22 protein-coding genes are annotated in these 19,754 nt (G+C 62.5%); 9 read left to right on the top strand and 13 right to left on the bottom strand.

Translation table 11 applies throughout. The annotated features are described in order from the left end of the window. Positions 1–139 precede the first annotated feature (139 nt). Positions 140–1,585 carry a glycosyltransferase gene (locus A3A9_RS0114015; RefSeq protein WP_027059341.1) on the top strand — a complete coding sequence of 482 codons (1,446 nt, stop codon included), beginning with the start codon at positions 140–142 and terminating at the stop codon, positions 1,583–1,585. On the opposite strand, the gene A3A9_RS0114020 is transcribed toward A3A9_RS0114015, so the two are convergent. Continuing rightward, positions 1,582–3,447: a DEAD/DEAH box helicase gene (locus A3A9_RS0114020; protein WP_027059342.1), complete on the bottom strand. Its 1,866-nt coding sequence runs from the start codon at positions 3,445–3,447 to the stop codon at positions 1,582–1,584. The two genes, A3A9_RS0114015 and A3A9_RS0114020, sit on opposite strands and share 4 nt — an antisense overlap. Before the next feature lie 202 nt (positions 3,448–3,649). Between A3A9_RS0114020 and A3A9_RS46295 the strand changes: the two genes are divergently transcribed. Together A3A9_RS46295 and A3A9_RS0114025 are read left to right on the top strand one after the other, a co-directional pair. Next, entirely contained in the window at positions 3,650–3,784 is a 135-nt protein-coding gene (locus tag A3A9_RS46295; protein WP_275451169.1) for a hypothetical protein, read from the top strand. A gap of 107 nt (positions 3,785–3,891) precedes the next feature. Then, positions 3,892–4,926: an aspartate-semialdehyde dehydrogenase gene (locus A3A9_RS0114025; protein ID WP_027059343.1), complete on the top strand. Its 1,035-nt coding sequence runs from the start codon at positions 3,892–3,894 to the stop codon at positions 4,924–4,926. Between the two features lie 178 nt (positions 4,927–5,104). On the opposite strand, the gene A3A9_RS0114030 is transcribed toward A3A9_RS0114025, so the two are convergent. Beyond that, entirely contained in the window at positions 5,105–5,512 is a 408-nt protein-coding gene (locus tag A3A9_RS0114030) for an ACT domain-containing protein (protein WP_027059344.1), read from the bottom strand. Between the two features lie 190 nt (positions 5,513–5,702). On the opposite strand from A3A9_RS0114030, the gene A3A9_RS0114035 reads away from it, so the two are divergent. The 5 genes from A3A9_RS0114035 (at position 5,703) to A3A9_RS0114065 (ending at position 9,093) form a co-directional block, all read left to right on the top strand. After that, positions 5,703–6,608, top strand: coding sequence for a bestrophin family protein (locus A3A9_RS0114035; protein ID WP_027059345.1), 906 nt, complete (start codon positions 5,703–5,705; stop codon positions 6,606–6,608). 500 nt (positions 6,609–7,108) lie between these two features. Beyond that, positions 7,109–7,456 carry an ArsR/SmtB family transcription factor gene (locus tag A3A9_RS0114045; RefSeq protein WP_027031973.1) on the top strand — a complete coding sequence of 116 codons (348 nt, stop codon included), beginning with the start codon at positions 7,109–7,111 and terminating at the stop codon, positions 7,454–7,456. 33 nt (positions 7,457–7,489) lie between these two features. Next, entirely contained in the window at positions 7,490–7,981 is a 492-nt protein-coding gene (locus A3A9_RS38775; RefSeq protein WP_051370907.1) for an SRPBCC domain-containing protein, read from the top strand. A 156-nt stretch (positions 7,982–8,137) separates the two neighbouring features. After that, complete coding sequence (locus A3A9_RS0114060) at positions 8,138–8,548, top strand: DoxX family protein (RefSeq protein ID WP_027059346.1); 411 nt, start codon at positions 8,138–8,140, stop codon at positions 8,546–8,548. Between the two features lie 17 nt (positions 8,549–8,565). Next, positions 8,566–9,093, top strand: coding sequence for an SRPBCC family protein (locus A3A9_RS0114065; RefSeq protein WP_027059347.1), 528 nt, complete (start codon positions 8,566–8,568; stop codon positions 9,091–9,093). A gap of 43 nt (positions 9,094–9,136) precedes the next feature. On the opposite strand, the gene A3A9_RS0114070 is transcribed toward A3A9_RS0114065, so the two are convergent. The 9 genes from A3A9_RS0114070 to A3A9_RS0114110 all read right to left on the bottom strand — a co-directional run bounded on the left by A3A9_RS0114070 (position 9,137) and on the right by A3A9_RS0114110 (position 16,123). Next, complete coding sequence (locus A3A9_RS0114070; protein WP_027059348.1) at positions 9,137–9,535, bottom strand: hypothetical protein; 399 nt, start codon at positions 9,533–9,535, stop codon at positions 9,137–9,139. Between the two features lie 136 nt (positions 9,536–9,671). Then, positions 9,672–10,499: an acyl-CoA thioester hydrolase/BAAT C-terminal domain-containing protein gene (locus A3A9_RS0114075; RefSeq protein WP_245279035.1), complete on the bottom strand. Its 828-nt coding sequence runs from the start codon at positions 10,497–10,499 to the stop codon at positions 9,672–9,674. A 104-nt stretch (positions 10,500–10,603) separates the two neighbouring features. Then, positions 10,604–11,005 carry a 30S ribosomal protein S16 gene (gene rpsP, locus A3A9_RS0114080; protein WP_027031966.1) on the bottom strand — a complete coding sequence of 134 codons (402 nt, stop codon included), beginning with the start codon at positions 11,003–11,005 and terminating at the stop codon, positions 10,604–10,606. A 49-nt stretch (positions 11,006–11,054) separates the two neighbouring features. Then, positions 11,055–11,381, bottom strand: a complete 327-nt coding sequence (locus A3A9_RS0114085) for a chorismate mutase (protein WP_027031965.1) — start codon at positions 11,379–11,381, stop codon at positions 11,055–11,057. Positions 11,382–11,388: 7 nt separating this feature from the next. After that, positions 11,389–12,999, bottom strand: a complete 1,611-nt coding sequence (gene ffh / locus A3A9_RS0114090; protein WP_027059350.1) for a signal recognition particle protein — start codon at positions 12,997–12,999, stop codon at positions 11,389–11,391. Positions 13,000–13,336: 337 nt separating this feature from the next. Further along, positions 13,337–13,624 (bottom strand): addiction module antidote protein, encoded by a 288-nt coding sequence (locus A3A9_RS0114095; RefSeq protein ID WP_027059351.1) that lies wholly within the window; start codon positions 13,622–13,624, stop codon positions 13,337–13,339. A 2-nt stretch (positions 13,625–13,626) separates the two neighbouring features. Continuing rightward, complete coding sequence (locus A3A9_RS0114100; protein WP_430515881.1) at positions 13,627–13,932, bottom strand: type II toxin-antitoxin system RelE/ParE family toxin; 306 nt, start codon at positions 13,930–13,932, stop codon at positions 13,627–13,629. Positions 13,933–14,005: 73 nt separating this feature from the next. Further along, the gene (locus A3A9_RS0114105) at positions 14,006–14,950 is read right to left on the bottom strand and encodes a CPBP family intramembrane glutamic endopeptidase (protein WP_027059353.1); all 945 of its coding nucleotides are present in this window, start codon (positions 14,948–14,950) and stop codon (positions 14,006–14,008) included. Positions 14,951–15,064: 114 nt separating this feature from the next. Beyond that, positions 15,065–16,123, bottom strand: coding sequence for a zinc-binding metallopeptidase family protein (locus tag A3A9_RS0114110; protein WP_027059354.1), 1,059 nt, complete (start codon positions 16,121–16,123; stop codon positions 15,065–15,067). A gap of 256 nt (positions 16,124–16,379) precedes the next feature. Between A3A9_RS0114110 and A3A9_RS0114115 the strand changes: the two genes are divergently transcribed. Beyond that, on the top strand, positions 16,380–17,177 hold the full coding sequence (locus tag A3A9_RS0114115; RefSeq protein WP_027059355.1) for a lytic murein transglycosylase: 798 nt from the start codon (positions 16,380–16,382) through the stop codon (positions 17,175–17,177). A 100-nt stretch (positions 17,178–17,277) separates the two neighbouring features. Here A3A9_RS0114115 and A3A9_RS38780 read toward each other — a convergent pair whose 3' ends face one another. Together A3A9_RS38780 and A3A9_RS0114125 are read right to left on the bottom strand one after the other, a co-directional pair. Further along, positions 17,278–17,589: a hypothetical protein gene (locus tag A3A9_RS38780; protein WP_152536102.1), complete on the bottom strand. Its 312-nt coding sequence runs from the start codon at positions 17,587–17,589 to the stop codon at positions 17,278–17,280. Positions 17,590–18,403: 814 nt separating this feature from the next. Continuing rightward, entirely contained in the window at positions 18,404–19,627 is a 1,224-nt protein-coding gene (locus tag A3A9_RS0114125) for an argininosuccinate synthase (protein ID WP_027059356.1), read from the bottom strand. Positions 19,628–19,754 lie beyond the last annotated feature (127 nt).

The raw sequence follows: 19,754 nt of genomic DNA on the forward strand, positions 1-19,754 counted from the left end.
AACCCACCCCCTTGTCACCGCGTCCCTGCCAAGATGTGGCACAGGGCCGAGCTTGGGGGCAAGCCGTGTTCCCTGGCTACCGCCTTCGCGGCAAATAAAGCATAAGACATCGAGTGCAACCGTTTCGCCAAAGCAGACAATGACAGTCGAACGTTCCGATGCCGGCGCTGTGATCGAAGACGGGAAGATCGCAAGGTCCTCGACACCGGTCTCCCCGACATTGGCCATCGACGCCACAGGTCTGATGTTCTGGCCTCCCGGCAAGGGCCTGGCGGGCATTCCGCGGGTGGAAAGCTTTCTCGTCAACGCGGCGCTGGCGGATCCCGATCCCTGCGTCGAGGTGGTGGCGTTCAGGTCCGGGGAAGGCCGGTTTCGACCGCTTGCACCTTATGAACAGGACCATGTCGCGGCGGGCGAGATTTTACCGCATCGTGTGAAACGATGGCCGGGGCGAAGCGCGGCGCTGTCGCAGGCCTTCGAGGCGGTGCGGCAGCAGCCTTGGGCCAAGCGCGAGACTGACCGCCATCTCGCCAAGACGGTGACCAACGGCCGCAAGGGGATCGCCTATCAGGCGACGCGGCTGCTGATCCGCGCTTATCGTCTGTGCCAGCGGATGAAGATCCGGTTGGGCTTACCCCCGGATGCCGCAAGCCAGCCGGCCGGGACCAAGCAGGCGCTTGTGCTGATCAGCCATCACATCCTGACCCAGGAGGACCGATCCGCCGTTTCGGGTGCCGCCGGCAAGCTGGCTTTCCTGTGCCATGACATCATCCCGGCCTTGCGCCCCGACCTGCTTGGCGCGGGCACCGGCGAGCGCCGTTTCGGACCCTATCTCGAACACCTCGTGCGCTCCGGCGCTCCGGCATTCTGCGCCTCCGATGAGGTTGGCGCGACACTGACCGAGCATATGCGCAAGGCCGGCATCGCCGCACCGGTGGTGTACCGCTTTCCGATGCCCTCGATCCTGCACGAGACCGCTTCCCGCATGGGCACGACCTCGCGCATCGAGGGCGGTGAGCCGTTCGTGCTCTACTGTTCGACCATCGAAGTGCGCAAGAACCACATCCTGCTGGCGCGGATCTGGCAGCAGGCGCTGGAAGAAGGCGTCAAGCTGCCGCGGCTTGTCTGTGCCGGGCGCTGGGGCTGGATGATCGACGAGTTGAAGGCTTTTCTCAAAGCGCATCCCGAGCTTGCCGCGTCGGTGACGTTCACCGGGCTGGTCAGCGACGATCAGCTCATCCAATATTATCGCAGCGCCACTTTCGGCGTCTTCCCCTCCCACATAGAGGGCTGGGGCTACGGCGCCTCGGAATGTCTCGATTTCGGCGTTCCGGTCATCGTCTCGACCACGCCGTCGCTGATCGAGGCGAGCGGCGGCCTGATGCCGGCGATCGATTCCAACGACCAGGCTGGCTGGTATGCCGCGATTCGCAGGATGGCGGAGGATCACGCCTGGCGTTCGTCGCTTGCCGAGCGCATTGCCATGCAGCATCGGCCGACGCCGGCATCGGCAAGCTGGGCCGCTATCAAGGCCGGCTTGCAGGAGAGCGCGTCCCGCCAGCGCGCCAAAGACAGGACGGTCTAAGACGGCCGCTTCGGCTTCTTGTGCTTCGGCGGACCGGCATTGTCGAATTTCGGCTTGCCCGGCTTTTTCGCCCATGGCTTTGCCTCATGCGCGGCTGCCGGGCGCTGGTCGGCTGAAGCCGGCGCACGCTTCTCGAATTTGCGCTTTGGCGCGTTCGGGTCGAATGGCGCCTTGCCGCGGTGCGGTTTCTTGTCCGGGCTCGGCGGCTGGTAGCCGGCGCGCGACAGGTCCGGCGTGCCTTCCAGCCGCTTCACCAGGATGTTGCCCTGCAGTTTGCGGTCGGGACCGATCGCGGCCAGAAAACGGTCGGCCCAGTCGGCGGCGATCTGCACGAAGGTTTCTTCCGGCTGCATCTTGATGGCGCCGATCTCGCGCTTCGAGATGCTGCCGGTGCGGCACAGCATCGGGATCAGCCAGCGCGGCTCGGCATTCTGCCGCCGTCCGATCGACAGCGAGAACCAGACACTGTCGCCGAAATCGTCGCGGCGGCTGGGAGCCTCGTCGCGGTGCGCGAATTTTTCGCCCGCCGGTCTTTCCCGCGAAGGCGTGAACGGGGCGATATCCAGGAGATCCTCGGGCGCCGAGCGGCTGGCGCGGCACTGGCGCACGAAGGCGGCCGCCACCTGTTCGGCGCCATGTTTGGCGAGCAGTGCATCGATAAACTCGCGCTCATCATCCTTCACGGCCTCGTCAAAAACTGGATCGGCCAGGATGCGCTCGTCGTCACGCCGCATCACGTCGTCGGCCGAGGGTGGGCTTGCCCATGTCGCCTTGAGGCCGGCGTTCTGTAAGAGCCGCTCGGTGCGCTTGCGGGCGCTGCCCGGCACGATCAGCGCGCTGACGCCCTTGCGCCCGGCGCGCCCGGTGCGGCCGCTGCGATGCAGCAGCGTTTCCGGGTTGGTCGGCAGGTCGGCGTGGATCACCAGTTCGAGATTGGGCAGGTCGATGCCGCGCGCCGCGACATCAGTGGCGATGCAGACTTTGGCGCGACCATCGCGCATTGCTTGCAGTGCGTGGCTGCGCTCGTTCTGGCTGAGCTCGCCCGACAGCGCGACAACGGAAAAATTGCGGTTGTTGAAGCGTGCGGTCAGGTGGTTGACGGCAGCGCGGGTGTTGCAGAACACCAGCGCGTTCTTGGCCTCGTAGAACCGCAGCACGTTGATGATGGCGTTCTCACGGTCGGCCTGGGCGACGCTCAGCGCCCGGTATTCGATGTCGAGATGCTGCTTTTCCTCGCCGGCGGCCGAGATGCGGATGGCATCGCGCTGATAGCCTTGGGCCAGCGTTGCGATCGAACGCGGCACGGTGGCCGAAAACATCAGCGTTCGGCGGTCGGCCGGGGCGGCATCGAGAATGAATTCGAGGTCCTCGCGAAAGCCGAGATCGAGCATCTCGTCGGCCTCGTCCAGCACCACGGCCTTGAGCGCCGACATGTCGAGCGAATGCCGCGTGATGTGGTCGCGCAGGCGGCCGGGGGTGCCGACGACGATATGGGCGCCGCGGTCCAGCACGCGCCGCTCGGTGCGCATGTCCATGCCGCCGACGCAGGACGCCACCGTAGCGCCGGTCAGCTCATAGAGCCATTCCAGTTCGCGTGTCACCTGCAGCGCCAGTTCGCGCGTCGGCGCCACGGCCAATGCCAATGGCGCCGCCGCGCGGTCAAAGCGCTCGGCGCCGTCGAGAAGCGTGGGCGCCAGAGCAAGACCGAAAGCGACGGTCTTGCCGGAGCCGGTCTGTGCCGACACCAGTGCATCGGCCTGGCCGAGCTCCAGAACCGCCTTCTGCACCGGCGTCAGTTCGGAATAACCGCGTTTTTCCAGCGCCTGTGCAAGCGCTGGAACTATAGCTTCGAAGTTGGACATCTCGCTCTTTCGGAATTCAGGGTTCTGCGCTCATCATGGAGCACGAGCCGGGGCCGGCGTCACGCCAGCCAAACAATCTTGGCCGTTCGTACTTCCTGGCGCCGCTCTTGTACAGGGCGCGCCTTGAAAGCCAGGCGATGCGTCGCCAATTGACTCCTGCCGCAAACCGCGTAAAAGCCCGCTTCGAACGGGATCGTTTTCGATGCGCGGCCTTTTGATGGCTCTTCTTGCATTCGACGCCCCCAGCCTCAATGCACATCATTGGGCCGGGCGTTTTGGCGCGTCCCCTCGTTCCAGCAAAACCATGGCCAAAAAAACCACCACCAAAACGGTGTGATTCCCTTGGCCTAACCACCCTCTCCCGGGTCCGGCCCGGGGGACGGAACCCGCATCGGCCAGCGGGTTTTCTCCAAAAACCAAGCGGAGAGGGACAGGAGATTTTCGATGAGTTTCAAGGTTGCAGTCGTCGGCGCCACGGGCAATGTGGGCCGGGAAATGCTCAACATACTGGAAGAGCGCGGCTTTCCGGTAAGCGAAGTCGTGGCGCTCGCCTCGCGGCGCAGCCAGGGCACGGAAGTGTCGTTCGGCGACCGCACGCTGAAGGTCAGGACGCTCGACCAGTATGATTTTTCCGACACCGACATCTGCATCATGTCGGCTGGTGGCAATGTCTCCAAGGAATGGTCGCCCAAGATCGGCAAGCAGGGCTGCGTCGTCATCGATAATTCGTCAGCCTTCCGCTACGACCAGGACGTACCGCTGATCGTGCCGGAAGTGAACCCGGACGCGATCTCGCTGTTCACGCGCAAGAACATCATCGCCAATCCGAACTGCTCGACCGCGCAGCTGGTCGTGGCGCTGAAGCCGCTGCATGATTTCGCCACCATCAAGCGCGTCGTGGTCGCCACCTACCAATCGGTGTCGGGCGCCGGCAAGGAAGGCATGGACGAGCTCTTCACCCAGACCCGCGCGGTCTTCGTTGCCGACGGCGTCGAGGTCAAGAAGTTCACCAAGCGCATTGCCTTCAACGTCATCCCGCATATCGACGTCTTCCTCGACGACGGCTCGACCAAGGAAGAGTGGAAGATGGTCGCCGAGACCAAGAAGATGCTCGATCCCAAGATCAAGCTGACGGCGACCTGCGTGCGCGTGCCGGTGTTCATCGGCCATTCCGAAGCGGTCAACATCGAATTCGAGAAGCCGATCACCGCCGACGAAGCGCGCGACATCCTGCGCGAGGCTCCCGGCTGCCAGGTCTTGGACAAGCGCGAGGACGGCGGCTATATCACGCCGCTCGAATCGGCCGGCGAGGACGCTACCTTCATCTCGCGCATCCGCGAGGATTCGACCATCGACAACGGCCTGTCGATGTGGATCGTCTCCGACAATCTTCGCAAGGGCGCGGCCCTCAACGCGGTGCAGATCGCGGAGCTTCTGGTCGAGCGCGGCCTGATCCAGCCGAAGAAGAAGGCGGCTTAATTCTCGCTCACGGGCCGCACCGCCGCTTGCGCGGCTGGCCCTGCGCGGGGGCGCCGGACGACCGGCGGCCCGCAGTCGCGGGCTCGGCCTTCGGCCGTTTTGGCGTTAGGTTCGCGAAGACATCGACGAAGGCCGATCTCCTCCTCGAGGAGGGAGATCGGCAGCTTTGGCCGATGCGCTACACTTTGTTCTCTTTCGCCAACTTTACCAGCAGTTCCAGCGCCTCCGCCGCTCGCTCCGCCGGCACGAACAGATGATCGTGATAAAAGGCCGAGACCGGATTGACGCCCAAGCCGGCGCTTGCCAGCCGCGTGGTGATGGCGGCGAGGAAGCCGACTGCTTCCAGCGATGAGTGGATGTTCAGCGTGATCATCCGGCAGCGGAACGAGGCAGTGAGTCCGGCTGCCTTTGCAGCCTCCTCGCTCACGATCAGCGTCTGGCCTTCACGCTCGCGAAACACCATCACCGGCTCCAGGCCTTCCGGTTGGGCAACCCCATGTGCAAGGGTGACGAAGACATGGACGCCAGGAAGCAATTCCGGTGTCATCGATGCCAACAGGGTCTTCAGATCGGTCTCGCCGGTCATTTGTTTTCTCATGCCTGATGTAGGACGGGGCCAGGTCTGCAGGCCTTTCAATATCCGTGACTGAAGCAAGCCGATAGTCCGCACGCTGCACGCACGACATGGCGATGTCGCTTGCCGATGGGCTTGCGAAGCTATCGCATCGCACAATAGAGAAGCTGAGGACCCGCGCCGGTCCGTGAAAGGCTCTTCGATGATCGTTCGCCCGCGTCCGGGATTCCTGCAGCTGTTCTTCATCATGCGCGGTTCCGTGGTGCCACGTATCCTGCCGCAGATTTTTGGTTTTGCGCTCTATTCGGCGATCATCGTCGCCCTCGCACGCAGGTTTCAGCTGGATCTTGGCGTCTTCAACATCACGCCGTTCGGGCTGGTAGGCGTGACCCTGTCCATCTACCTCTCCTTCCGCAACAACGCCGCCTACGACCGCTGGTGGGAGGCGCGTAAGCTGTGGGGCACGCTGGTTTTTGAGATCCGCAATCTGGCGCGGGCCACGACCAGCCTGATCGCCGACCCGGCCGAGCAGCGTGCTTTGCTCATGGAGGCGCTTGCCTTCTGCCATTTCCTGCGCGGCCAATTGCGCAAGACCGACAGCATCAACGACGCCCGCGCCTTCATCGATGCGGATGCGGAGACGGCCGCACAATTCGCCAATCCAGCCGACGAGATGGTCAGACGCATGGGCCGCCGCGCCAATGCCCAGCGCCGCGTCGGCGAGGTCGATTCGATCGGCTTTCGCATCCTGGATGAGAGGCTGGCATCGATCACTGCCATCCAGGCCGGCTGCGAGCGGATTGCCGGCACGCCACTGCCGTTCGCCTACACGCTTTTGGTTCACCGCACGGCCTACATCGTCTGCCTGCTGCTGCCGATCGGCCTGATCTCGACGACCGGCTGGGCAACGCCACTGTTCACGGCGCTGATCGCCTACACCTTCTTCGGCCTCGACGCACTTTCGGAAGAGCTCGAGGATCCGTTCGGCACCGAGGCCAACGACCTGGCGCTCGACGGCCTCTGCCGCGTCTGCGAAATCTCGGTGTTCGAGGCGCTGGGCGAAACATCGCCCAAGATGATTCCGGCCGAGAGGTTCTATTTTTCCTGACGATGACCGTCGACGGTGGCTGCCGGGCATTTCGCGGGCGCTCTGGTCAATGGAGGACCGGTGCGAGAAGATGGATGCCTTGATGCCTAAACCCGGCGAGCTCGCGGTCCGTAAGAAGCTGGATGTCGAAACGAATTGACAGATCATGGGTCGTGTTTGCCTGCGTCGAAAAGGACGAACATGACCGCTGTGTCGATATCTTCTCCAGACCGGACGGATCGTTCGGCTACGAGGAATTCCGCAGGGATGTTGAGGATGGTGGCGCCTGGACGCCAACGGAATACTACTCCGGTGCGCGTTATAATATGGCGGAGCTCGCTTATGTCAAGTGCCGTGGTCGGTCGGGGAATTGTGTTTCAATGGGAAGGCGGGATGCGCCGAAGCTTCGGACTGACCCTCAGCACTTCGGCCAGCCAGAAAACGGATTTCTCCGCCGCGGCACCGCGCTTTATTGTGTCGTATATAACCGAAAGGTTAGATAACCACTTGGTTGGATAAGCATGGCAACCGACGCACTCAGCCTGACCTTGGCCGCACTGGCCGATCCGACGCGGCGCGCCATTCTGGCACGGTTGTCGCTTGGCGAGGCTTCGGTGACCGAGCTGGCCGAACCCTTCGCCATGAGCGGTCCCGCAGTGTCGAAGCATCTCAAGGTGCTGGAGCGCGCCGGTCTGGTGGCGCGCGGCCGCGATGCGCAATTCAGGCCGCGCCGCCTGCAGCCGGAGCCGTTGCGCGAGATCGATGCATGGCTGGAATCCTATCGCGTGCTGTGGGACGGGCGGTTCGATCGGCTCGAAACCTATCTGCAGGCTTTGCAAAAGGGAGATCCCGACGGCAGCCGAAGCTGAAACCGGAGGGATCGGTTCACCAAGGGGAAAACCGTGACAGATCAGTCGATAGACATTCCATCCGACGATCCGGCGATCATCATCGCCAGGACCTTTGAAGCGCCGCGCGCCCTGATGTTCAAACTGTTCACCGATCCCTACCATCTGGTGCGGTTCTGGGGACCGGAAGGATCGACCTATCCGGTCTGCGAGATGGATGTGCGGCTCGGCGGCGAATGGCGGCTGACCATGCGCTTCGCGGACGGCAGCGAATATCCGACCAACAGCGTCTATCTCGAGATCACACCGCCGGAGCGGATCGTCTACCGGGATGCGCCGCTCGACCGCAGCCAATGGCAGGATAGCCTGCCACCGGCCCAGATGGTGACCACCATCCAGTTCGAGGATGTCGGCGGCAAGACGCGTATCGTGGCAACCGTTCGCGCCAATTCGATCGATGCGCGCGACATGGCGGTCAAGATGGGCTTTGGCCAGATGGTCATGGCGAGTTACGCCCGCCTCGAGACCTATCTCACCACGCTTTGAACGAACACAGGTCCCGGCAATGCAACGCGTCGCGCGTCGCCTTGCCGGGCATCAAAAAAGTATCCGCGGCGTGTCGGGTCAGCGCCTCGCCGCGCGTCCTTGGATCGACCTTCACGAAGAAGGTCGGCGCCCAACTGAAACACTGAGGGAAGAGCAATGACCATTTCTGAAACCGCGCCCGTCTCGTCGGCCGCTCTGTGGACCGGCCGCGTGCTCAGCGGCGTCATCATCCTGTTCATGATCTTCGACGGCGCCATCAAGCTGCCGCCGCTCGACATCGTCACGCAAACCATGGTGCAGCTCGGCTGGCCGGCCGATCCGAATGTCGCGCGCATGCTCGGCATCATCGGCCTGATCTCGACGGCACTCTACGCATGGCCACGCACCTCGGTGCTCGGCGCCATCCTGCTCACCGCCTATATGGGCGGCGCCATCGCCACCAAGGTGCGCCTCGACAGCCCGCTATTCTCGCACACGCTGTTCGGGGTCTATCTCGGTGTCATCCTGTGGGCCGGCCTGTATCTGCGCAATCCACGGATTCGTGCGCTGTTACCGTTCAACCGATAAGCACGAAGGCGAGAAAAATGTTCAGCACAATCCTTATTATCCTCGTCGTCATCATCGCCGCCGTGCTCATCTATGCGGCGACGCGGCGCAATGATTTTGTCACCACCCGCACCGCCAGCATCAAGGCGCCGCCGGAAGCGATCTTCCCGCTGATCAACGATTTCAGCCGCTGGCCCGAGTGGTCGCCTTACGAAAAGCTCGACCCAGATATGAAGCGCACCCTCTCCGGTGCGGCAAGCGGCAAGGGCGCCGCCTATGCCTGGGAAGGCAACGGCAAGGCCGGCAAGGGGCGCATGGAGATCGTCAATTCGGTGCCGTCCTCGCTGGTCGCGCTCAAGCTCGATTTCGAGAAACCGTTCAGGGCCAACAACAGCGTCGACTTCACCTTGACGCCCTCAGGCGACACCACCGCCGTCACCTGGGCGATGCGCGGCAGCCGGCCCTTCATCGCCAAGCTGATGGGCCTGTTCATGAATTTCGACACGCTGATCGGTCGGGATTTCGAGGTCGGCCTCGCCAATCTCAAGCGCAGCACCGAAGCATGACCGGCCAGGACCTGTCCGCCGAGCGCCTTAATGGCCGATCAAATCATGGGATGGTGAAGGGTGCCGAGTCCGAAACCGTTCCGTCGATGATGAGGTCGACACGATAGGTGCCAACCGGCCACCCGGCCGTGGGTTTGCTGAGCTGCGAATCCGCCTGGGTGTTCTCTCCGACGTGGAGGTCAACCTTGTCGATCGTATAGTTGGCTGGCGCAACGCCATGGGAATCGATCGAAACCCACGAGAATGTGATCGTCGACGTGGCCGGAATGTCCACCAGGTCGGCCGATAAATAGATGACCGGCGTGTCCGCGGGGAATGCGTTCTGGGGTTCGCCGCCCTTCGTCGCGGAAAGTACGATGTTGGCGAAACTGGCCGCCTGGGCCGGCATGCCAAGGGTTAAGGCCAAAAAGGCCGCGACAGCTAAAGCCAGAACTGATTTCAAGACGCACACTCCCCAAACTGTATCGGCAGGAGATCAACGTCGGAGTCTCCCGTCAAGTGGGGCGCAGGCGAGGCCCGAATTGGGCTGAACATGAAAACGGCGGGCACGGGCCCGCCGTTTTCATGTGATGGATAGGCTACAGCAACTTGCGGATGCATCCCCAAGCTTCCTGGCCGAGATCTGCATCGGCGCGGTCATTGCCGCCATGGGCGTGCGATGCCGACCGTGGCGTGGTTTCCCCCGGCAGGAGAATGCGGTGGCCCGCGTCGGGAGTTGAAACGAGGTGCGTTGCCTTTCCGGCATCTTTTCGACGCCGAAGGATCGATTGCGCAAAATCGAGGGATGGCCACAGCGCGTCACCGCCACCCGCGACCAGTACAATCTCCGCCGAGATTGCCTCGACGGGAATGGCGGCTCGATCCGCTTCCTGCTCGAAGCTTGCCAGGCAGTGCTCGAAAAGTCCCCTGTAGGATACAAGGCCATCGATATGGCTTGCCTGCCAATTCGGATCGGTCGGAACGAAGGGCAGCGGGACTCCCTTCAGCGTCCATGACGATCGCTCGGGCCAGCTTATGCCATCGCGTCCTGGCCCGATATTGCCCCAGACCACCGATGTCGGGCTGATCGCGACCACGGCGTCGATGCGCGGGTCGTGAACCGCCGCGAGCAGTGACGCCTCGGCGCCTTTCGATGTCCCGGCATAGACGATGCGCCGGCAGCCCAGTCCGACAAGACAGTCTGTTGCGGCGAAAAATGTCTCGAGAGGAATCTCGCAGATCCCGGCCGGCTGGCCTTCGCCGCCGAACCATTGGAGCGCGAGCGCGGACACAGCCTCGTTGGCAAACAGCCGGGCGCGGGCGACCTCGACGCGGCCACTCGATCCGCTCAACACCACGACACCTGTCGTGGCGCCGGCGCACCGCAACAGGGTTCCGGCGACCTCGCCGGACAGGGTTTCTTGCATGATTTCCCGCTCGGCCATCCTCATCCGCTCGAATGCCACCATGCCGCACAATAGCAAAACGGCGGGCACAGGCCCGCCGTTTCGTCGATGCGATGAAGCAATATTTATTCGGCGGTGGCGGCTTCCGCCTCGGCCGGGGCGGCAGTGGCGGCCGCAACGGCGGCGGCAGCGTCTTCCTGCGCCTTCTTCAGAAGCGAGGCGCGTTCCTGCGCCTTCTTGCCCGGCTCGGCCTTCTTCGGGTTGGAGCGGGCGTCGCGCTTGGCAATGCCGGCCTCGTCGAGGAAGCGCAGCACGCGGTCGGTCGGCTGGGCGCCATGCGACAGCCAATGCTTGACGCGGTCGGCGTCAACCTTGACGCGCTCGCCGTCCTTGGGCAGCAGTGGGTTCCACGAGCCGAGCGACTCGATGAAACGGCCGTCGCGGGGCGAACGGGCGTCGGCAACGACGACGTGATAGTAAGGACGCTTCTTCGAGCCCGCACGGGCCAGTCGGATCTTCAGTGCCATTTCTTTTCTCCTAAAAACTCTGATTTCGTTGATCGGTTTGGCTGGGGTTTCAGCCGGTTTTCGTCACGCCGTTGGCAGCGGCGATCTGTTCGTGGTGCCGGATCACTTCGCGGACGACGAAGTTGAGGAATTTCTCCGCGAAATCCGGGTCGAGATGGGCGTCATTCGCCAGCTGGCGAAGACGGGTGATCTGCTGCTGCTCGCGCGCCGGGTCGGCCGGTGGCAAGCCATGCTCGGCCTTCAGCACGCCGACCGCCTTGGTGCAGCGGAAGCGCTCGGCCAGCATATGGATGAGGGCGGCGTCGATGTTGTCGATCGAGGCGCGGTAACCGGCCAGGATGGTGCGTGCGTCGGCCATGTCTTTTTCTTCGTTCATAGCGTCCTCACTTCTTCTTGCCCAAACCAGGCAGCTCGCCGCCACCGAGACCGGGCAACCCTGGAAGTTTCATGCCGCCAGGCAGGCCTGGCAGCCCACCACCGCCGGGAAGTCCACCGGGCAGGCCCTTCATGCCGCCAAGGCCTGCGGCCTGCGCCTGCTTCTGCAAGGCTTCGAGCTGCTTGGGATCCATCTTGGAGAGGTCAGGCATCCCGCCGCCCATCATACCCCCTAGGCCGCCGCCCGGCATCATGCCGCCGAGGCCCATCTTGGAGGCAAGGCCGCCCATCATGCCGCGCATAAGGCCGCCGCCTTTGCCCTTGCCGCCCATCGCCTTCATCATGTCGGCCATGCCGCGATGCATCTTCAAAAGCTTGTTGATCTCGGCGGCATCGGTGCCGGAGCCGGCGGCAATGCGCTTCTTGCGCGAATGCTTGAGCACGTCGGGGTTGGCGCGCTCGGCCTTGGTCATCGAAGAGATGATGGCGAGCTGGCGGCCGAACATCTTGTCGTCGAGACCGGCGGCCGCCATCTGGTCCTTCATCTTGCCCATGCCGGGCATCATGCCCATGATGCCGCCCATGCCGCCCATTTTCGACATCTGCTGAAGCTGCTGGGCGAGGTCGTTCAGGTCGAACTTGCCCGACTGCATCTTCTTGGCCATCGCCGCCGCCTGCTCGGCGTCGATGTTTTCGGCGGCCTTTTCGACGAGGCTGACGATGTCGCCCATGCCAAGAATGCGGTCGGCGATGCGCTTGGGGTGGAATTCCTCCAGCCCGTCCATCTTTTCGCCGGTGCCGATCAGCTTGATCGGCTTGCCGGTGACGGCACGCATCGAAAGCGCCGCACCGCCACGGCCGTCGCCATCCATGCGGGTCAGCACAAGGCCGGTGATGCCGACGCGTTCGTCGAAGCTTTTGGCCAGGTTGACGGCGTCCTGGCCGGTCAGCGAATCCGCGACCAGCAGGATCTCGTGTGGGCTCGACACCTTCTTGATGTCGACCATCTCGACCATCAGCGGCTCGTCGATATGGGTGCGGCCAGCGGTGTCGAGGATGACGACGTCATGGCCGCCGAGCTTGGCCGCCTGCACGGCGCGTTTGGCGATATCGACCGGATTCTGCCCAGCAATGATCGGCAGAGTGGCGACTTTGACCTGCTCACCGAGCTGGCGCAGCTGCTCCTGCGCGGCAGGACGCCGCGTGTCGAGCGAGGCCATCAGGACCTTCTTGTTCTGACGCTCGGTCAGGCGCTTGGCGATCTTGGCCGAGGTGGTCGTCTTGCCGGAGCCCTGCAGGCCGACCATCATGATGACGACAGGAGCCGGCGCATTGAGGTCGATGGCTACGCCCTCGGCGCCGAGCATGTCGACAAGCTCGTCATGGACGATCTTGACGACCATCTGGCCGGGCTTGATCGACTTCAGGACAGCGGCACCAACGGCCTTTTCGCGCACCTTGTCGGTGAAGGAACGCACCACTTCCAGCGCCACGTCGGCCTCGAGCAGCGCGCGGCGCACCTCGCGAAGCGCTGCCGAGACATCAGCCTCCGACAGCGCGCCGCGGCCGGTGAGGCCGTTCAGGATCGAACCAAGACGTTCCTGTAGCGATTCAAACATTCTGTTTCCTTTTCCCTGGCGCCGGATGGTGCCCGAGAGGTAATGCGTTCGCGCCAAGTGTCCAAGTCTCATGGCGAGCAAAAGCCAAAACCAAAAAGCACCCGGGGGCGCTCAGCGCTGCCGGGTGTTGGCCTCCAGGATCGATTTACAGCACTTGGCCTCAAAGAGGCTTCGGCGTCCTGGTCGGCTTGCTCGGAGGGATACTCGTCGCGGAATTCGAGGCGTGTAGACAGGAAATCGGCCGTGGAGTCAAGACAAGGGCCGTACGGCCTTTATAGCAGTGGTTTGACGTCTATTAGACAAATTTCCCTTGGAAGGTCGTCTCCGGCTCCCAGTATCAGCTGGCCGGCTCGGTTGTGATCTTCACCCCGAGCGCCTTGGTGACCCCCAGTAGTGTCGAAAGGCGTGGGTCGCCGTCGGGCCTCAGTGCTTTGTAGAGAGCTTCACGCGTGACGCCCGCTTCCTTTGCAACTGCGGTCATGCCGCGCGCCCGGGCAACAATGCCAAGCGCGTTGGCGATATAGCTGGGGTCGCCGGTCGCAAAAGCGTCGGCCAGCAGCTCGGCCTGTCCTTCGGCGCTGCCAAGATGTTCGGCGGGATCAAAGGGAACGGTTTCGATTGCCATGATCATAGCTCCTTGGCCATCTGGATGGCCTTCTTGATGTCGCGACCCTGGCCGGACTTGTCGCCGCCGCAAAGCAGGATGATGACTTTGTTGCCGCGCTTGACGAAATAGAGCCGGTATCCGGGCCCAAAATCCAACCGAAGTTCGCCGATACCATCGAAGTACTTCACGTCGCCCATGAGGCCGGACTGGATACGGGCAATGCGGATCGCGATCTTTTCGACGGCCCGCTTGTCCTTGAGACTGTTGAGCCAGTCGTGAAAGGCGGTTGTTTGGCGAACCTCGATCACCTGTGAACTATAGTTCACATGGTCGATATGTCAAGCTCTGTGTGAAAAATAGTTCACAGACAGCCATCTTCCATCTATCTGCCCGGCACGCTTACGGAAGCTCGGCCGTGACCTTCAGCGGCGAGCGCGGATGCAACAATAGCACGATCGTCAGCAGGCTGCAGGCGACGCCGATAAGCGCGATCAGAATGGCATCCGACATCATCCAGCCCGGCCCTTCGAGGGGTCTGGCAGCGAACAAAGCGAAGGAATTATAGCTCTCCTGGTGCGAGATCAGCAGGAAGCCGGTCAGATTGTTGCCAAGATGGGCGCCAAGTGCGGCATTGAGATTGCCGGTGGCGTAGACCACGAGTGTCAAAAGCAGCGCGAAAGCGGCGATCGAGACCAGCACGCAGGCGTTGATGGCTGACGACGAAGCGCTGCTCCAGTGCAGCGAGGTGAACAGCAGGCCGGGCAACAGCGCCCAGATCAACGGGCTTCTGAACCGGTTGGCCAGGCCGCGCAGCAGGTAACCGCGAAACAGCACTTCTTCCGACGACGTCTGCAGCAGAGTGAGCGCGACGATCGGGACCGCGAACAGCAGCCAGGACGACAGGCTGATCGTGCCACGCGAAATCCCGGGCTGCAGGAGGTAGAGCAGGATTTCGGAGATCAGCGAGGTGATCAGCACCGCGACCAAACCCTTGAGGAAATCCGGCCACGACACACGGCGGCTGGCGCCGAGCAGCGCCGACAGCGGTTCTCCATGCACCCAGCGCATGGCCATCCACAGCCCGATCCAGATGCCGGCGAAGGAGGCGAGCGCGCTGAGGATGCCGATCGGCGAGGCGAGGAAGCCCTGCACCACGCCATCGGCCGGAGGAACCGCCGCTGCCTGCCACGCGAAGTAAACATAGGTGCCGCCGAACAGCACGGCCGCTGTGGTGGCGCCCCACAACAGGACGACGATCAGCGTTCCCAGGAACAGGCGCAGCAAGGTCGTTTTGGCATTCGGCGACCGCCGGTAGCGCTCGAAGGCAGTGTCGTCGATCCTCACGCTGGTTCCTTTTGCCCTCTATTTGTTCTGACGCAATTCCGGACGGAAAACCGCTCGCACTTTTCCTGGCATTGCTCTCCATCAGCGCGCCTGGGATCGGCGCTGCCGGCAGGCTTATCCCGGTCTGGTCAACAGATCGTGCACGAAGGCGAGCTTGCCCGCGGTGATGTCCGAAATGACGAAGGGGTAGAGGTCAGGAAGGCCCATGCAGCGGTTGATCGAGTTGGATGCTTCCGACAGCACCAGCCAGCGGGCCAGGATTTTTTCGAAGGGCTCGGGCGTGTTGGCCGGCTCCGAAGGTGCCGCCTGCAGCCCGCCGCCGGTGTCGCCTTGCGGCAAATCTTTCGCGTCGACCGTCTCCAGCCGGCCAAGCGGGAAGTTCAAGGCATAGACCATCTCCAGCGTGTCGGTGATGTGCAGGTGATGAGCCCAGGTTTCCGCCCAGTCCTCCCATGGGTGCGAGGTGGCGTAGGCCGAGATGTGGCGTTGCTGCCAATCGGGCGGCGCGCCGTTGGCGTAATAATCCTTCAGCGCCTGTTCGTAATCGGCGCGGTCGTCGCCGAACAAGGCGCGGAAGGCTGCCAGCCTGTCCGGATTGTCACGGATCAGACGGTCCCAGTAATAATGGCCGAGTTCGTGGCGGAAATGGCCGAGCAGCGTGCGATAGTTCTCGCCCATCTCGACGCGCCGCTTCTCGCGCTCGGCTGAATCAGCCTCGGCGACATTGAGCGTGATCAGGCCATTGTCATGGCCGGTGAGGATGCGCTCGCCGCCGGGCCCGCCACCGATCGGATCGGCAAGGAAGTCGAAGGCGAGGCCGACCTCGTCCGTCGGGTTCTGCTTGGGCGCCACGGGCAGTCCAAAGGCGAGCAGCGAATAGATGGCGCGTTTCTTGGCCGCCTCGACCCGGATCCAGCGGCGGCGGTTGCCGTCGACGGAGAGATCGGGGATCAGCTTGTTCAGCACGCAAGCGCGGCAGAAAACCTGTCCAGGCTCTGCCATCCAGTTGCACGCGCATTCATCGGCGTTGGTGCACTGGAAGATGCCGTCGGTGCCCGACAAGGCAAAGCGGGCATGTTCGGGATCGTAGAGCACGAGGCTGGAGCAGTTCAGGCATTGGGCGTTCTCGAAATAGAGCCGGTGGCCGCAATGCGGGCAGTCGAAGAGCTTCATTTGGGGGTCCAACCATGAGGGCCGGGGAAGGATGTCGTTCAAACGCTGATCGCCAGGCGTCGTTCCGTTCCGTGATACCATTCAGTAATATGGCTGTGGGATCAGCGAGGTCCGGTCGCGCCCGCCACAATATTTGCTTGATCGTAGGCAAATTCGCCTTCATTGGCCAGCTTGACGCGGGGGACAGTGACAAGTGCGTCTTTCGCTGGCAAATTCGCAGTTGGGACGTGAATCAGGCAATCAGGAGAAACAGGACATGGCATTTCTTGCCAAGGGTAGGATTTTAGCGGCTGCGGTGGTGGCTGTGTTTGGGCTGGCGACAGGCGCACAGGCGGCGGCCAGCTGTGGCAGCACCGGTGCGGGCTTCGAGGCCTGGAAGCCGGGGTTCGCCGCACAGGCCAAGTCTGAGGGTGTGGGTGCCAAGGGCCTGGCCGCTTTGGCTGGCGCCACTTACGCGACAAAGACGATTTCCGTCGACCGCGGCATTCACAAGGCCTTCAGCGGTTCGGTGGACGCCTTCATGAAACGCCGCGGCGGGGCGGCGATCATTTCCAAGGGCCGTGTGCTTAAGAAGTCGAACGCGGCGCTGTTCAGCCAGATCGAAAGCACCTACGGCGTGTCGCCCGGTGTGTTGCTGGCCATCTGGGGCATGGAGACGGGCTTTGGTTCCTCGATGGGCAACCAGAATACGGTCTCCGCCATTGTGACGCTTGCCTATGATTGCCGCCGGCCGGAGTTCTTTCATCCGCATGCCATCGCGGCCCTGAAGCTGGTTGATCGCGGAGCCTTGAGCGCCTCGTCGGTCGGCGCCGCGCATGGCGAGATCGGCCATACGCAGTTCTTGCCGGGGAACGTCTTGAAGTATGGCGTGGGCAGCGGAAATCTGCGCGACAAGGCAACGGCCCTGGCTTCGACGGCCAATTTCCTGAAGGGCCATGGGTGGCGGCGGGGTGCGAGCGCAAGTTCGAACATGGGCGCAATTGCCGGTTGGAATTCCGCCAGCGTCTATCAGCAGGCCATCGCCCAGATCGCCGACGCGATCGACGGCAACTGATAGAATATCCCAGAGTTATTTGACAGAAGCCCGGCCATGCGCTGGGCTTTTTGTTGGGGTCCAGCGCATTTCGCGGTCAACATGGCCGGCAGAGGCAGGACTACCTGCCTTTGATGACTTTCCAGATGTCCGTGGATTGGTCGAACTGGAGGCGGTTTATGTCGGAGAAGGTCAACCGGCCGCTCTTCATAGCATCGACAAGGCGCCGGCACAGCAAGGGTGGCATGCGCTCCACAGAAACGTCCATGAAAGTGGCGATCTCGTGTTTGGCCGATACGTTCGATATGGCCACCTTGCTGATGCAACGGTCGTATGCCGCCTTGGGATCCTGACTCACCTGCTCCTGCCCGGTCTGGCAACCGGCCAGCATGGTGACTATTGCAGGCACCCAAAACCATACCTTCATCGTCAATGCTCCTCCTAACAGTGAGGGGAAGCTAGACAAGGCCGTGCAAAGATCAAGCTGGAAAAGCGCAGTACAGTCATTTGGTACCACTATAGTTGAGTGCAAGGAAAATCAGGTTTTTATGGGAGAAACCAATGCCGCAACGGCCAGGTTCGATCTCAGCGCGCTCTCAATAATGCGCGTAGCCGCTCACCGGGCATTTCTGGGAAATAGGAACTTGGAAGGCGCCGTCGATACCGCTGCAGTTACGGTACTTAGACGTCCGCGGCGGCGTTGCTTTCGCCCTTGACCTGCCCTTAATGTCCGCGCTGCTCGGTTGGTTGACATTCGCGTAACCGCTCACCGGGCATTTCTGGGAAATGGGGACCTGGAAGGTACCGTCAATACCGCTGCAGTTACGATACTTAGACGTCCGCGGCGGCGTTGCTTTCGCCCTTGACCTGCCCTTAATGTCCGCGCTGCTCGGTTGGTTGACATTCGCGTAGCCGCTCACTGGGCATTTCTGGGAAACGGGAACCTGAAAAGTACCGTCAATACCGCTGCAGTTACGGTATTTGGACGTCGGCGCCGCAGGGGTTTGCGTGGATTGGCACGCCGTAAAGGCGGCGGCCGCCGCAAGAAGAAGAAAAACTCGGTGTTTCACGGTCAAAACCCTCCATTCAGCAAGAGAAGTCAGATCAAACCACCTAAAAGTCAAGAGTAAGGCCATCCGAGAGGGCGACTTCTATAATATTGTAGATAAATAGAAGCCTGGCGTCTCCGCAAAGGCTCCTGACAGTTCTGTATGAGGGCAACGGTCCCAGCCTGCTGTATGGTATAATCAGCCCTTACGGTTGCGCGCGGCCAGCGTCCTGAGCCGCAGCGCATTGAGGCGGATGAAGCCGGAGGCGTCCTTCTGGTCGTAGGCGCCGCGGTCGTCCTCGAAGGTGACCAGCGCGTCGGAATAGAGCGTCTTCTTCGACTTGCGGCCAGTGACGATGACATTGCCCTTGTAGAGCTTCAGCCGCACCGTGCCTTCGACGTCTTCCTGGCTCTTGTCGATCATCGCCTGCAGCATCAGCCGCTCGGGCGAGAACCAGAAGCCGTTGTAGATCAGCTCGGCATAGCGCGGCATGAACTCGTCCTTGAGGTGGCCGGCACCCCGGTCGAGCGTGATCGATTCGATGGCGCGGTGGGCAACGATCAGGATGGTGCCGCCGGGCGTCTCGTAGACGCCGCGCGATTTCATGCCGACGAAGCGGTTCTCGACCAGGTCGAGCCGGCCGATGCCATTGTCGCGGCCGAGATCGTTGAGCGCGGCCAGCATCGTCGCCGGCGACAGTTTCTTGCCGTTGAGCGCGATCGGATCGCCCTTCAAGAATTCGATCTCGATCTCGGTGACGGCGTCAGGCGCATCCATCGGCGAAATGGTGCGCTGGTGGACGAATTCCGGCGGCTCGACCCATGGGTCTTCCAGCACCTTGCCCTCGGAGGACGAATGCAGGAGGTTGGCGTCGACCGAGAACGGCGCCTCGCCCCGCTTGTCCTTGGCCACCGGGATCTGGTGCTGCTCGGCGAAATTGATCAGGTCGGTGCGCGACTTGAACGACCAGTCGCGCCATGGCGCGATGACCTTGATGTCGGGGTTGAGCGCATAGGCCGACAACTCGAAACGAACCTGGTCGTTGCCCTTGCCGGTGGCGCCGTGCGCGATCGCATCGGCGCCGGTCTCCCTGGCGATCTCGACGAGGTGCTTGGAGATCAGCGGCCGCGCGATCGAGGTGCCGAGCAAATAGGTGCCTTCGTAGACGGTGTTGGCGCGGAACATCGGGAACACGAAGTCGGAGACGAATTCCTCGCGCACATCGACGATGCGGATGTCCTTGATACCCATCATCTCGGCTTTCTGACGCGCCGGCTCCAGTTCGCCGCCCTGACCGAGGTCGGCGGTGAAGGTGACGACCTCAGCGCCGAGTTCGGTCTGCAGCCATTTCAGGATGATGGATGTGTCGAGGCCGCCAGAATAGGCGAGCACAACCTTCTTGACGTCTTTGGTCTTGGACATTTCTGCTCCGTCGATGGCGGACGCTTGAAGCCGGGCGTCACGGATTGTCGGAGCGCCTTTTAGCAGGAACGGCAAAGCGAGCAAGCATGCGCGGCACCAGACTGCTGATCCAGCGCGCTGCAGGCGG

Origin of the sequence: Mesorhizobium loti CJ3sym (assembly GCF_000472785.1) — a bacterium.
Lineage (GTDB): Bacteria > Pseudomonadota > Alphaproteobacteria > Rhizobiales > Rhizobiaceae > Mesorhizobium > Mesorhizobium loti_E.